The sequence below is a fragment of the Bordetella genomosp. 7 genome (assembly GCF_002261415.1).
In the GTDB taxonomy this organism is placed as follows: domain Bacteria; phylum Pseudomonadota; class Gammaproteobacteria; order Burkholderiales; family Burkholderiaceae_B; genus Bordetella_A.
On record NZ_NEVI01000009.1, the window covers coordinates 43,340 to 56,453 of the forward strand.

Below are 13,114 nucleotides of genomic sequence, written 5' to 3' on the forward strand. Positions count from 1 at the left end.
GCATCATGAGCGACAGCCGTTACGCGGCGCAGCATTCCCCGGACCCCGACGAATTCGTGCGGGTGTCCGACCTGGTCAAGATCTACGGCGACGTGGTTGCCGTGCAGTCGGTCAACCTGGCCGTCAGGCGCAACGAGATCTTCGCCTTGCTGGGCAGCTCGGGCTGCGGCAAGTCGACCCTGTTGCGGATGCTGGCGGGTTTCGAGGAAGTCACCTCGGGCCAGATCCTGCTCGATGGCGAAGACATCACCACCGTGCCGCCGTACCGGCGGCCGGTGAACATGATGTTCCAGTCGTACGCGCTGTTTCCCCACATGACGGTCGAGGCCAACGTGGCCTTCGGGCTCAAACAGGAAGGCGTGCCGCGGGCCGAGATTCACGATCGCGTGTTCGAGGCGCTGGACCTGGTCCAGATGGCGGGCTATTCGCGCCGCAAGCCCCACCAGCTCTCGGGCGGCCAGCAACAGCGCGTGGCGCTGGCGCGCAGCCTGGTCAAGCGTCCCAAGCTGCTGCTGCTGGACGAACCCATGTCGGCGCTGGACAAGCAGATCCGCCAGAAAACGCAGATCGAACTCACCAAGATCCTGCAGCAGGTGGGTGTGACCTGCATCATGGTCACGCACGACCAGGAAGAAGCCATGACCATGGCGCATCGCCTGGCCGTCATGACCGAAGGCCAGATCGTGCAATGCGGCACGCCGCAAGAAGTCTACGCGTTTCCGAGTTCGCGCTTCGTGGCCGGGTTCATCGGTTCGGCGAACCTGCTCACGGGCACGATCGTCATCGACGAACCCGACCACGTCGCCATCGAATGCGCCGAACTCACGCGCCCGCTGTACGTCAGCCATGGCGTCAGCGAGCCGCTGGGCATGGAAGTGCACGTCTCCATCCGGCCGGAACGGCTGGTTGTGTCGCGCACGCAGCCGCCGGGCGACTACAACTGGGCGCACGGCATGGTCAGCCACATGGCCTGGATGGGCAGCTACGCGCTCTACCAGGTGCGCCTCGATTCCGGCAAGGTCGTCGAGGCCAGCGTGCCCAGCCTGCAACTGGCCCAGATCGACGCGCCCGGCATCGATGAAGAAATCTTCGTCAGCTGGGACGCCGACAGCGCGGTGGTGTTGCCGTCATGAAGCCGTTGGCGTTGCGTGGCTGGATGCCGTCGGGCCGCACGCTGGCGGTCGTGCCGCCGTTTGTCTGGCTGTCGCTGTTCCTGCTGGTGCCGTTCCTGCTGGTGCTCAAGATCAGCTTTGCCGAACTCGAGTTCGGCATTCCGCCCTACACGGCCCTGGCCGAATTCAAAGACGAGGCGGTGCAGTTCAGCCTGCACCTGCGCGGCTACATACTGCTGTTCACCGACAGCCTGTACGTGGCCACTTATTTGAACTCGCTGAAAATGGCGGCCATCACCACCGCCTGCTGCGCACTGATCGGCTACCCCATCGCCTACTACATCGCGCGCTCGTCGCCGTCCGTGCGCAACCTGCTGCTGCTGGCGGTGATCCTGCCTTTCTGGACGTCGCTGCTCTTGCGGGTATATGCCTGGGTGGGCATCCTGCGCAACGACGGCCTGCTCAATAAGCTGCTCATGGGCCTGGGCGTGATCTCCAGTCCGCTCGAGATCTACCGCACCGACCTTGCCGTGTATATCGGGCTGGTCTATGCCTACCTGCCGTTCTTCATCCTGCCGTTGTACGCCAACCTGGTCAAACTCGACCTGCGCCTGCTCGAGGCCGCCTACGACCTGGGCGCACGGCCCTGGCGGACCTTCTGGCACGTCACGCTGCCGCTTTCCCGCCCGGGCGTGATCGCCGGCGCCATGCTGGTGTTCATTCCGTCGGTGGGCGAATACGTCATTCCCGAAATGCTGGGCGGGGCCGACACCCTGATGATGGGCCGGGTCATGTGGAACGAGTTCTTCAATAACGCAGATTGGCCCATGGCATCGGCGGTGACCTGCATCATGGTCCTGCTGCTGCTGGTGCCGCTGGCGCTGTTCCAGTACAGCCAGGCGCGCCAGCAGGAAACCGCGCAACGGGGGCGCACATGAAAGGGCCGAACAAAACCGGGCGCGCCCTGACGCTGGGGCTGGGCTTTTTCTTCCTGTACGCGCCCATCATCAGCCTGATGGTGTTCTCGTTCAATGATTCGCCGCTGGTTACCACATGGAGCGGTTTTTCGCTGCGCTGGTACAGTTCGCTGTTGAACGACGACGCGCTGCTGCGGGCCGCCTGGCTGTCATTCAAGATCGCCACGCTGACCGCCACGGCGGCCGTCATCATCGGCACCTGGGCGGGCTACGTGCTAGTGCGCATGGGGCGGTTCCGGGGGTTCACGCTGTACCTGGGCATGCTGAGCGCGCCGCTGGTCATTCCCGAGGTGGTGTTGGGTATTTCCCTGCTGCTCATGTTCGTCGAACTGCGCGGCCTGTTCGGCTGGCCGGCCGAGAACGGCATGTTCACCATCTGGGTGGGCCATGTGACACTGTGCATGGCTTTTGTGGCGGTCATTATCCAGGCGCGTGTGCGCGACCTGGACCGCTCGCTCGAAGAGGCGGCGCTCGATCTTGGCGCGACCCCGCTTACCGTGTTTTTCCGCATTACGCTGCCGCTTATCGCGCCGGCGCTGGCGTCGGCGTGGCTGCTGTCGTTCACACTGTCGCTCGATGACGTGGTGGTAGCTTCGTTCCTGTCGGGGCCGGGCTCGACCACGCTGCCCATGGAAGTCTTTTCGCGGGTGCGCCTGGGGCTCAAGCCAGAGGTCAACGCGCTGGCCACCCTGTTCATTCTGGGCGTGGGCATCTGCGTCATCCTGGTCAACCGCCTGCAATTGCGCAAGGCATCGGAATCGAAATGAAGCACCAAGCAACCTTGTATGGCCTGGCCAAGTGCAGCACCTGCGTCAAGGCCCGCGAATGGCTGTCGACGCATGGCGTATCGCACGAATTTATCGACTACCGCGACCATCCCGTGCCTGCCGCCACGCTGCGGACGTGGGCCGAGCAGCTGGGCGGCTGGGAAAAACTGGTCAATCGCAGCTCCATGACCTGGCGCGGGCTGGCCGACGATCGCAAATCTGCGCAAACCGATGCCGACTGGACCCGCCTCATCGCCGACTACCCGGCACTGGTGCGCCGTCCCGTCACCGTCACGCCCGATGGCGTGGTGACTGTAGGCTTTTCCGAAAAGCGCTACGGCGAGCGCTTCGCCTGACCATGGGGGCGACCCGGCGCCCCAGGCTGCAGGCAAATCCGGCGCCCGGTCCGGCGCTGCCCGACAGTTTCTTCGACCGCGACCCTTGCCAGCTGGCGCGCGAGCTCCTGGGCAAGGTGATCCGGAGGCGGCTCGACGGCCTTTGGCTGTCGGCCCGCATCATCGAAACCGAAGCGTATTACCTGCACGAGAAGGGCAGCCACGCGTCGCTGGGATACACCCACAAGCGGCGCGCGCTCTTCATGGATGGCGGCACCATCTACATGTACTACGCGCGCGGCGGCGATTCGCTGAACTTCAGCGCGGGCGGGCCGGGCAATGCCGTGTTGATCAAGTCCGCGCACCCCTGGGTGGACGAAGTTTCGGGCCCGCAGGCCCTGGCCCGCATGCAGGAACTCAACCCTGACGCGCGCGGCCAGCCACGGCCGCCGGCGCGCCTGTGCGCGGGCCAGACCTTGCTGTGCCGGGCCCTGGGCCTCAAAGTGCCGGACTGGGACGCGCAACGTTTCGACCCGCAGCGCTTCTTTGTGCAGGACGTGGGGCAGTCGCCCGAGCGCATCGTGTGCACGACGCGCCTGGGCATACCGCCAGGGCGCGACGAACACCTGCGCTATCGGTTCGTGGATGCGGCCTACGCCGCGTTCTGCACGCGCAATCCGTTGCGGCGCGGGCAACAGGCCGGCCGAGACTACGACTGGATGGATCGCTACGGCGCCGTCGTGGACTGAGCCGCCACCTTGCCGTATTCGCGTTGCATGCGCGCGAGCCAATGCGCATATTTGCGGTGCATGCGGCGGCGGTTCAGCCGCTTGCTCCAGGCATAAAGCGGAACAAGGGGCAGCACCCCGAAGCCGTCGATCAGGTACATGCCAGCCTTGCCGTCGGCATTGCGGCCCAGCGCGATGTTCTTGGCCGACATGTCATTGATCACCACATGCGCCTCGATCAACGCCTCAAAAAACTCATCGAGCCGCTGCACCATGGCGCCAGTCACGCCTTCGCGTGCAAACACCTGCGCAAGTGTGGGGGCGATCCGGCCGTCTTCGGCGGTGATCTTTTCAACGAGTTGCCCCAGGCCCATCGACGTCTGCGCCACGCCCACCACGCGCGCCAGCGGCGCCGTGCCCGACCCGGGCATGCCCGCGCTGGCGCTGACATATTCCGAAAGCTCATCCAGGTAGACGCGGCAGGCGCCCGCACGCTGGAATTGCTTGTAGAAACGCTTGAGCGGCCTGCGCGCCAGGTACGCGGCGTAGTTTTCGGTGTTGATCACCTTGACCAGCAGCGACGGCACATGCGGGTGCTGGAAGACGCAGCGGTCAGCCCCCTTGGCCAGCATCTGCGCGCCGGCCAGATCCAGCGGGCCGAATACAGAAGCGTAGCTGCCGTCGGGCACGGCCTGCGCGTTGGATGGTTCGTGTTGCACAATGAGGTAGCGGCGGTTCTCGGATACCGTGCGATTGTCGAAGCTACGCCATATTTGCGCAACTGGGCCGATGCTACGGCCTTTTGCGGCGCGCGGCCGGGTTCAGGCCCACCGGCCGGGGCAGAACCGTTCCGCCATCTCTGGCCCGCCGCGGCCGGTCACCATGTCGGCCAGCACCTCGCCGACGGCGGGCGCAATCTGGAACCCGCCGCCAGAGAATCCAAACGCGTGTAGCACGCCTGGCGTATTGGGGCTGAAGCCGATGACGGGATTCTTGTCCGGGAAGTATCCTTCAATGCCCGACCAGCAGCGTATGACCTGGGCGCAGGCCAGCGCGGGCAAAATGTCGGGCGCCGTGCGTCCCAGTGCGGCAAGGGCTGCGCGGCCGGGGCGCGAGCGGTCGCCCGGCAGGCCCGTGCCGTATCCGCCACCCATGACCACATTACCGCGCACGACCTGTCTGGCATAGAAGCCGCCCCCCTCGACGCCCAGCGATACGCTTATCAACGGCGTCAGGGGCTCGGTGACCAGCATGGTGGGGTAGTTGACCTGCATCGGCAGCACGTCGCCGAACCAGCCCGCCACGACGGCGCCCCAGGCGCCCGCCGCATTGATTACCGTGGCCGCCTGTATCTGCCGCCCGTCTGCGGCGGTCAGCAGAAAGTCAGCGCCGCGCGTGTCGACGTTTTCGACGGCGCAGTTTTCCAGAAGATGCGCGCCGGCATGCGCCGCCGCGCGGGCAAAGGCGGGCGACACCAGGCGGGGGTTGGCCTGCCCGTCGTCCGGGCAAAGCGAGCCGCCCGCGATGCCGTCGCCCAGCGACGGGAAGCGGCGGCGCAATGCGGCGCCTTCGATAATTTCCAGGCCCAGGCCGAATTCGCGCACTTTCTCGCCGTAGGCCGCCAGTTTTTCCAGGTCCGCCCGAGATCGGGCCAGCTTCAGGTGCCCCGAGCGCACGTATTCGGCATCGGTGCCTATGAGCTCGGGCAGCCGGCTCCAGATGCGGTGGGCGCGTTGCGCGAGGTGCAGCTGTTCGGGGGGGCGGCCCTGGCGGCGCACGCCGCCGAAATTGACCCCGCTGGCGCGGGCGCCGCAATGGCCTCGCTCTATCAGCGCAACGGGCAGGCCGGCATGGCGCAGCGCCAGCGCGGCGCTGGCGCCTACCAGCCCGCCGCCGATGATGGCGACTTCAACATGCAAAGGCTTCATGGCGCGCTGCTGCCCACGCAGCTCAGGGTAATGGGTTTGACCGGCGCCTGGCTGCGCAGGCGGCCGATCTGCGACAGCGGCAGTTCGCGGCAGTGCGCCAGCAGCTCGGCGGCGCCGGCCTGGCACATGCGCCCCTGGCACAGGCCCATTCCCACGCGCGTCAGCGCCTTCAGCCGGTTGAGATCGTCTATCGCGTAATCGCGCGCAGCCGCGCGCAAAGCGCCGGCCCGGATTTCCTCGCATCGGCACACGATGACGTCATCCGTGCAGGCCGCCCCGGCCGACGGCGCGGCGAAGGCCTGGTCCAGGCCGCCGCGAAAGCGCGACCATCGGGCCTGCCGGCGCGCCAGCGTGCGCACGCGCGCCCTGTCTATGTCGATGCCCTGGTCAGCCAGCATGGCCAGCGCCGCGCGCTCGCCGGCGATTTCGGCCACGATCGCACCGCCGATGCCCGCGCCGTCGCCCGCCAGGTATACGCCCGGCACGGAGCTGCGGCCGTCGGCGTCGCGCCGGGGCAGCCAGGCGCGCTGCACGGCGTCGAAATCGAAAGCGCAGTCCAGCAGGTCGGCCAATTGCGTTTCAGACCGCAGGCCGTGCCCCACAGCCAGTGCGTCGCAGGCGATGTCGTGCGGCGCGCCCGCGATGATGGCTTGCACGCCTTCGACCCGTCCTCCGCCCAGCGCGGCCCGGATTACGGCGTCGCGATACACGGGCACGCCGTGCGCGCGCAGCCACGACAGGTAATACAGTCCCTTGGCCAGCGTACCGGGCTGATTCAGCATGGCCGGCAACGCGCGTGCCTGCGGCCCGAATGATGCGCTGTCCAGCACGGCCTGTACCTGTCCGCCCGCACGCGCATATTGATAGGCAACGAGGTAGAGCAGGGGGCCGGTTCCGGCAAACACGATGCGCGGGCCGATCAGGCAGCGCTGGCTCTTCAGGGCGATTTGTGCGCCGCCCAGCGAGAACACGCCTGGCAGGGTCCAGCCGTCGAAAGGCAGCACGCGGTCGGTGGCGCCGGTGGCCAGCAGCAAGTGTGTATAGCTCAGTTCATCGGGGCAGCCGTCCTGGATGAGATCGAGCCGGCCGTGCGCCGCATTCCATACCGTGGTGGCGGCGCGGTAATCGGCATGGGCCATGAGTTCGGCGCCCGCGGCATGGACGGACCGTGCCCGCTTCCATTCAAAGCCATAGCGCTCCTTGGCGCTGGCCCGCGCCACGGCGCCCTGGCGGTAAATCTGGCCGCCAGGCAGGGCCGCTTCGTCGACCACGGTGGGCCGTATGCCGTATCTCAATAACGTCTGCGCCGCGCGCACCCCTGCGGGGCCCGCGCCCACGATCACCATGCCTGGCGCACCGGCGTGCGCGAACTGTTGCGTGCCGGGCTGGTTCATCGGCATGGGAGTACTCCTGGCATGGCGCTGACCAGCGCCATGCCGTCCGTGGCCAGCGTGGTGCAGGCGCGCAGGCGCCGCCCGTCAGCCGTTTGCACCCAGCAGTCCTGGCATGCCCCCATCAGGCAGAAGCCCGCGCGCGGGGCGCCCTCGCCGAGTGTCAGGCGCAGGTGGTCGGCGGCGTTCAGCAGCGCGGTCAGCACGGTGTCTCCCGCGTGCGCTTGCAGGGGCGCGCCATTCCATGTCAGCTGCAATAGGGGCTCGGCGCAAGGGCTTGCGCGGCGCATCAGGGGCTTCATGCTGAGGGTGGGGCAGGCTGCAGTTGCGACAAGGTCTTGTCCGGCAGAATGACGTCGGCGTCATAGCGTAGTTCAAGCAAGGCCGGCATGGCATGCTTTTGCGCGAACGCGATGGCGGCATCGTAGGCGGGCTGAAAGTCCGCGCTGTGCGCGACGGCTGCGCCGTAGCCGCCGTAGCTGCGCGCCAGCTGCGCAAAATCGGGGTTGACCAGTTCGGTGCCCAGGGCCCGGCCGGGGTAGGCGCGTTCCTGGTGCAGGCGTATGGTGCCGTACAGGCCGTTGTTGAACACCAGAATGACGATGCCGGTCCGATACTGCACCGCGGTGGCGAGTTCCTGCATGGTCATCTGGAAGCAACCGTCTCCCGCAAAGCACACCACTGTTGCGTCGCGGTCGTGCAGTTTGGCGGCAATGGCGGCCGGCAAACCGTAGCCCATGGCGCCAACGGCCGGCGCGAGCTGGCTGCCCAGACCCTTGAAGGCAATGTGCCGATGGGCGTACAGCGCGTAATTGCCGGCGCCCACGGTGACGCATGAGCGCGCAGGCAGGCTGCGGGCCACATGGCGCGCGGCCGCGTTCAGATCCAGGGGGCCCGGTGTGGGCGGCAGTTCGAGGCCGGGGGCGGCAGCGGCCGCGATGGTGCGGCGGGGGCGCCAGCCCGGCGTGGGGACCAGCCCGCGCGCGGCTTCGGCAAAGCCTTCTATGCTGGCCACGATGCCCAGGTCAGGCACGCATAGCCGCCCGATTTCGTTGGCGTCGGGATGAATGTGTACCAGCGCCTGGCGTGGCCGGGGCGTGGCCAGCCATTCATAGTTGATGGTGGTGGGCTCGCACAGGCGCGTGCCCAGCGCCACCACCAGGTCGCTTGCCAGCACAAACTCTTTCTGGTGCGCAGGCATGCTGGCGCTGACCTGGCCCGTGAACAGCGGATGGTCATTGTCGAACAGCTCCAGGCGCCGCCAGGCGGTGGCCACGGGCAGGCCGAAGCGTTCGGCGAAGCCGCGTACGGCGTCCCGCGCGGCGTCCGACCAGCGCGACCCGCCCAGCAGCAGCAGCGGCCGCCGGGCGGCTTCGATCTGCGCTTGCAGGCGCCGCATATCCGCCTCGACGGGCCGCGCATGGGGAACGGCGGGCAGGGCCGCCAGGGCAGCCGAGGTGGTGCGCGCCAGCATGTCCTCCGGCAACGCCAGCACGACGGGGCCGGGGCGGCCGCCGGTGGCGATGGCCCAGGCCCGGGCAAGGTATTCGGGAATGCGGTCGGCGCGCTCGATCTGCGCCGTCCATTTGGCCAGCGGCGCATACATGGCGCGGTAGTCCACTTCCTGGAAGCACTGGCGATCTGATGTGTCGCCGCCTACCTGCCCGATGAACAGGATCATGGGCGAGGAGTCCTCGCGGGCGGTGTGCACGCCAATCGCCGCGTTGGTGGCGCCGGGGCCTCGCGATACAAAGCAGATCCCGGGCTGGCCGGTCAGCTTGCCGTGCGCTTCGGCCATGTAGGCCGCGCCGCCTTCCTGACGGCAGACCACGGTTTCGATGGCGTCGCGGTGCGTATGCAGCGCGTCGATGCACGGCAGGAAGCTCTCGCCCGGCACCATGAATACACGCTGTACTCCATAGGCGCGCAGCTGGGCCACGAGCACCTCTCCGCCGCTTCTCAAGGACGTATCGGTCATGGCGTTTCGGATTCAAGCGCGCGTTGCACGAGCGCGGCGCCGTAGTCGCGCAGGGCGGCGGCCTGGCTGACCTTGCCGCCCAGCAGGTCGGCGCGCAAGGCGGCCGCGTCGCGTTCGCCGGGTGTGCCGTAGCCGCCGCCCCCCGGGGTTTCCAGGCGCACCGATTGCCCGGCAGGCAGCGGATGGCCGGAAATTTTATTGGGCAGGCGCAGTTCATCGGCGCGGCCGGGGTTCTGCACGACGTACGATGTGCGTCCCGGCTGCCCGCCGTTCAAGCCCGCTGCGCCGAACAGGGCGGCATCGCAGCGCACCGAGCAGGTCAGTCGATCGTCCAGCGAACGGATCTGGCGCGCGATGCCCATGCCGCCGCGATGGCGGCCCGCGCCACCGCTGTCTTCGACCAGGGCGTACTCTTCGACCAGCAACGGGTATTCGATTTCGAGCGCTTCGGCGGGAAGGTTGGACGTGTTGGTCACGTGCACCTGGATGCCGTCCATGCCATCGCCCTGCGCGCGCCCGCCGGCGCCGCCGCCCAGCGTTTCCAGGTAAACAAACGTGCCTTTGCCATCGCGCAGCGGCCCGGAAAACAGCATTGAGGGCATCACGTCATTGCATGACGCCATGGCTTTGCCAGCGGGCAGCAACTGGCCCAGCGCGCCTATCACGGTGCCGGCCACGCGCTGCGCGGTGGTGACGCGGGCGCCTACCGCGGCGGGAAAACGGGGGTTGGTGATCGTGCCTTCGGGGGCGGTGATGACAATGGGCTGGAACATGCCGTTATTGGGCATGAGTTCGGGGTCCAGCATGGCTTTGACGGCAAAATACACACTGGCATGAAGTGCGCTCTGCGGCAGGTTGAATGCCCCGCGCGCCTGTTTGCCGGTGCCGGTGAAATCAACATGAAGCTGGCCGTCGCGCGCCTGCACCGTGGCCTGGATGACGACCGGGTCGCCTCCCATGCCGTCGTCGTCCATGCGTTCGGTGAACGTCGCCGTCCCGTCGGGCAGTTGCGCGATGTGGTTGCGCAGGCGTCGTTCGGTGTATTGCAGGATCCCTTCGATGGCGCTCAGCACGGCTTGCAGGCCCGACTGCTGCACCAGTTCCAGAATGAGACGCGCGCCTTTTTCGTTGGTGGCGATCTGCGCGCGTATGTCGTGCATGCGGTTGTCGGGCTCGCGCGTGTTGTGCGCGATCATTTCCAGCAGGTCCATGTCGAGCTCGCCTTCGCGCACGATGCGCATGGCAGGCAGGCGCAGGCCTTCTTCCCAGACGGTCTTCAGGTGGTGCGATGTCGAACCCGGCACCGCGCCGCCCACGTCGGTATGGTGGCCGATGTTGGCGGCGAAGAAGCGTAGCTGCCCCTCATGGAACACCGGGGTCACCACCGTGATGTCCGGCGCATGCGTGCCTCCCGCCAGATAGGCGTCGTTGCACAGAAAGGCATCGCCGGGGCGGATGCCCGCGTGGCCGTAGCGCCGCAGGACGGCTTCGATGCCGCCCGACAGCGATCCCAGGTGCACCGGCACGTGGGCCGCCTGCGAGACCAGGCGGCCTGCTGCGTCGAACAGCGCGACCGAGCAGTCTTTGCGTTCTTTGATGTTGCTCGAAAAGGACGAGCGGATCAGCGTGTTGCCCATTTCTTCGGTAATGGACAGCAGGCGGTTGCTGAACACTTCCATTTCGATGGGATCGAATACATCCGCGTCGCCGCGGGATATCGGTGCGGTGGCCATGGACTACGCCTTACAGATTGAGGTTCACGATGAGGTTGCCGTATTGGTCGGCGCGTGCCTGCTGACCGGGCAGCACCACGGTGGTCGAGCTCATTTCCTCGATCACGGCCGGCCCGGCCACCGGCACGTCCACGGGCAACAGCGCACGGCGGTAAATCGGCGTATCTGCCCAGCCGCCGGTCTCGAAATAGACCGCGCGGCGTTCTTTGATGGCGCAGGCCAGGCTCGTTCCTCCGGCCACGCGCGCCATGGGGGCCCGCGGCACCAGCCCCACCGCCCGCACGCGCAGGTTGACGATCTCGACGGTGCGTCCGGCGGCGTCGTAGCCGTATTCGCGTATGTGCGCCGCGCCGAACGCAGCTACGAACTCTTCCAGCGCCATGAGCGTCATGCCATCCAGCGGCACCGGAATCTCGAAATTCTGCCCTTCGTATCGGGCCTCGAGCACGGCGGTCAGGCGCTGCGCCGGCTCGGCCACTCCTTCGTCGCTCAGCCAGGCGCGCGCCTTGGCTGCCAGCCCCGACAGCGCATCCTGCACAACCGCCCATCCACCGGGCGTGGCGTGCGCCATAAGCGTTTGCACGAAATCCATCGAAATGTCCGAAAGCAGGATGCCGCGCGCACACATCGTGCCGGGCTCTTGCGGAATGAGCAGCGTGCCGATGCCGCAATCGCGTGCCAGTTCCGCGGCATGCAAGCCACCGGCTCCGCCGAAGGCGCACAGCGCGAACTTGCGGATGTCGTATCCGCGTTCGGTAGATACCGCGCGCACGGCGCGGGCCATGTTCGAGTTGGCAATGCGCAGAATGCCGTATGCGGCTTCTTCCACGCTGAGTCCCAACGGGTCGGCGACCTGCGCCTGCATGGCCGCCCGCGCCGCGTCGGCATGAATCGCCATGCGACCTTCGAGCAGCGTCACGGGGTTGAGCCGGCCGAGCACTACGTGGGCATCGGTAATCGTGACCACCGTGCCGCCACGGTTATACGCAATGGGACCGGGCACCGCGCCCGCGCTTTGCGGACCCACCTTCAAGGCGCCGGCGTCATCGATGCGGGCGATGCTGCCGCCGCCGGCGCCGATGACGTGGATATCCACCATCTGGGTCTTGACCGGGTAGTCGGCCACCAGCCGGCTCGACGTGAACAGCGGTTGCAGGTCTGCCACCAGCGATACGTCGGTGCTGGTGCCACCGACGTCAAAGGTGATCAGATTGGGAAAACCTGCGGCGCGGCCGAGCTCCGCGGCGCCGATTACGCCGGCCGCCGGGCCCGATACGCAGGTGCGCACCGGCGCCGACAATACGGAATCCACCGACATGAGGCCGCCATTGGAATGCACGGTGGCGGGCTCGGCGCCCACCCCCATGTTCTTCACCGAGCTCACCAGGTTGCGCATATACCCGGACATGCGCGGGCCCACATACGCATTCAGCACGGTGGTGGACATGCGCTCGTACTCGCGGAATTCGGGCAGGATGCCGCTGGATACGCTCAAGTACACACCCGGCAGGTGCTCGGCCAGTATGTCGCGGGTGCGGCGCTCGTGCGCGTCATTGCGATAGCTGTGCATAAAGCAGATCGACACCGACTCGATCTGCGCGGCCGCCAGCTGGCGCGCGACGGCAAGCACTTCGTCTTCATCGAGCGGCTGCAGCACCGATCCGTCGGCCGCTATCCGTTCGGTAATTTCAAAACGCCATTCACGCGGCACCAGCGGAGCCGGCTTGACGATGTTGTAGTCGTACAGGTGGGGCCGCGTCTGACGGCCGATTTCAAGCACGTCGCGAAAGCCGCGCGTGGTCACCAGCGCGCTGCGCGAACCCCGGCGCTCGATCACCATGTTAGTGGCGACGGTGGTGCCATGGCCGACATGTACCAGCTCGGGGCCGGCGACGGCATGTTCCTGCATCAGGTGCGCCAGTCCGGCCTGGATGGCCTCGGCGGGATCGTGGGGTGTGGAAGGCACCTTGAAATAATGCAGCTCGCCGCTGTGCTCTGCCAGCAGGGTGAAATCAGTGAAGGTGCCGCCGACGTCGAAGCCGACGCGAAAGCGGCGGGCGTCCGGGGCAGGGGGGGTCTGGGTCACGAAAGGCCTCCAGCGTGCGGGCGCGCAGCGCGCCAAAAATGGAATGCCCGCATCCTAGCGAGACCCTATCATTCGGTCT

The 13,114-nt window shown here is 67.1% G+C and carries 12 protein-coding genes; 5 read left to right on the forward strand and 7 right to left on the reverse strand.

Going from position 1 to position 13,114, the window contains the following annotated elements; all coding sequences use genetic code 11:
- The first annotated feature begins 5 nt into the window (after nt 1-5).
- The 5 genes from CAL18_RS05580 to CAL18_RS05600 are packed head-to-tail and all read left to right on the forward strand — an operon-like array spanning nt 6 to nt 3,940.
- The gene (locus CAL18_RS05580) at nt 6-1,133 is read left to right on the forward strand and encodes an ABC transporter ATP-binding protein (RefSeq protein WP_026639388.1); all 1,128 of its coding nucleotides are present in this window, start codon (nt 6-8) and stop codon (nt 1,131-1,133) included.
- Nucleotides 1,130-2,050, forward strand: coding sequence for an ABC transporter permease subunit (locus CAL18_RS05585; RefSeq protein ID WP_170940291.1), 921 nt, complete (start codon nt 1,130-1,132; stop codon nt 2,048-2,050). Before CAL18_RS05580 ends, CAL18_RS05585 begins: the two co-directional genes overlap by 4 nt.
- A complete protein-coding gene (locus CAL18_RS05590; RefSeq protein WP_026639390.1) occupies nt 2,047-2,856 on the forward strand; it encodes an ABC transporter permease subunit in 810 nt (269 codons plus the stop codon). Before CAL18_RS05585 ends, CAL18_RS05590 begins: the two co-directional genes overlap by 4 nt.
- Entirely contained in the window at nt 2,853-3,212 is a 360-nt protein-coding gene (locus CAL18_RS05595) for a Spx/MgsR family RNA polymerase-binding regulatory protein (protein ID WP_026639391.1), read from the forward strand. Before CAL18_RS05590 ends, CAL18_RS05595 begins: the two co-directional genes overlap by 4 nt.
- Nucleotides 3,213-3,214: 2 nt before the next feature.
- Nucleotides 3,215-3,940 carry a DNA-3-methyladenine glycosylase gene (locus CAL18_RS05600; protein WP_094796250.1) on the forward strand — a complete coding sequence of 242 codons (726 nt, stop codon included), beginning with the start codon at nt 3,215-3,217 and terminating at the stop codon, nt 3,938-3,940.
- Here the strand turns inward: CAL18_RS05600 and CAL18_RS05605 are convergent.
- From CAL18_RS05605 to CAL18_RS05635, 7 genes are all read right to left on the reverse strand, one after another.
- The gene (locus CAL18_RS05605) at nt 3,919-4,608 is read right to left on the reverse strand and encodes a YrbL family protein (protein WP_051423732.1); all 690 of its coding nucleotides are present in this window, start codon (nt 4,606-4,608) and stop codon (nt 3,919-3,921) included. The genes CAL18_RS05600 and CAL18_RS05605 overlap by 22 nt on opposite strands.
- Before the next feature lie 132 nt (nt 4,609-4,740).
- Complete coding sequence (locus CAL18_RS05610) at nt 4,741-5,847, reverse strand: NAD(P)/FAD-dependent oxidoreductase (protein WP_026639394.1); 1,107 nt, start codon at nt 5,845-5,847, stop codon at nt 4,741-4,743.
- On the reverse strand, nt 5,844-7,247 hold the full coding sequence (locus CAL18_RS05615) for an NAD(P)/FAD-dependent oxidoreductase (protein WP_249276256.1): 1,404 nt from the start codon (nt 7,245-7,247) through the stop codon (nt 5,844-5,846). Before CAL18_RS05615 ends, CAL18_RS05610 begins: the two co-directional genes overlap by 4 nt.
- Entirely contained in the window at nt 7,238-7,540 is a 303-nt protein-coding gene (locus CAL18_RS05620; RefSeq protein WP_212589924.1) for a (2Fe-2S)-binding protein, read from the reverse strand. Before CAL18_RS05620 ends, CAL18_RS05615 begins: the two co-directional genes overlap by 10 nt.
- Nucleotides 7,537-9,216 carry a thiamine pyrophosphate-dependent enzyme gene (locus tag CAL18_RS05625; protein WP_026639397.1) on the reverse strand — a complete coding sequence of 560 codons (1,680 nt, stop codon included), beginning with the start codon at nt 9,214-9,216 and terminating at the stop codon, nt 7,537-7,539. The genes CAL18_RS05620 and CAL18_RS05625 overlap by 4 nt, the downstream gene beginning before the upstream one ends.
- On the reverse strand, nt 9,213-10,949 hold the full coding sequence (locus CAL18_RS05630) for a hydantoinase B/oxoprolinase family protein (RefSeq protein ID WP_094817496.1): 1,737 nt from the start codon (nt 10,947-10,949) through the stop codon (nt 9,213-9,215). Before CAL18_RS05630 ends, CAL18_RS05625 begins: the two co-directional genes overlap by 4 nt.
- A 10-nt stretch (nt 10,950-10,959) precedes the next feature.
- A complete protein-coding gene (locus CAL18_RS05635; protein ID WP_094817497.1) occupies nt 10,960-13,035 on the reverse strand; it encodes a hydantoinase/oxoprolinase family protein in 2,076 nt (691 codons plus the stop codon).
- Nucleotides 13,036-13,114: the final 79 nt, after the last annotated feature.

Bases quoted from the DNA above. Each gene is read 5' to 3' on its own strand.
- CAL18_RS05630 (WP_094817496.1), bottom strand. From the start codon at position 10,949: ATGGCCACCGCACCGATATCCCGCGGCGACGCGGATGTATTCGATCCC.
- CAL18_RS05595 (WP_026639391.1), top strand. From the start codon at position 2,853: ATGAAGCACCAAGCAACCTTGTATGGCCTGGCCAAGTGCAGCACCTGC.
- CAL18_RS05585 (WP_170940291.1), top strand. From the start codon at position 1,130: ATGAAGCCGTTGGCGTTGCGTGGCTGGATGCCGTCGGGCCGCACGCTG.
- CAL18_RS05590 (WP_026639390.1), top strand. From the start codon at position 2,047: ATGAAAGGGCCGAACAAAACCGGGCGCGCCCTGACGCTGGGGCTGGGC.
- CAL18_RS05600 (WP_094796250.1), top strand. From the start codon at position 3,215: ATGGGGGCGACCCGGCGCCCCAGGCTGCAGGCAAATCCGGCGCCCGGT.
- CAL18_RS05610 (WP_026639394.1), bottom strand. From the start codon at position 5,847: ATGAAGCCTTTGCATGTTGAAGTCGCCATCATCGGCGGCGGGCTGGTA.
- CAL18_RS05580 (WP_026639388.1), top strand. From the start codon at position 6: ATGAGCGACAGCCGTTACGCGGCGCAGCATTCCCCGGACCCCGACGAA.
- CAL18_RS05620 (WP_212589924.1), bottom strand. From the start codon at position 7,540: ATGAAGCCCCTGATGCGCCGCGCAAGCCCTTGCGCCGAGCCCCTATTG.
- CAL18_RS05615 (WP_249276256.1), bottom strand. From the start codon at position 7,247: ATGCCGATGAACCAGCCCGGCACGCAACAGTTCGCGCACGCCGGTGCG.
- CAL18_RS05625 (WP_026639397.1), bottom strand. From the start codon at position 9,216: ATGACCGATACGTCCTTGAGAAGCGGCGGAGAGGTGCTCGTGGCCCAG.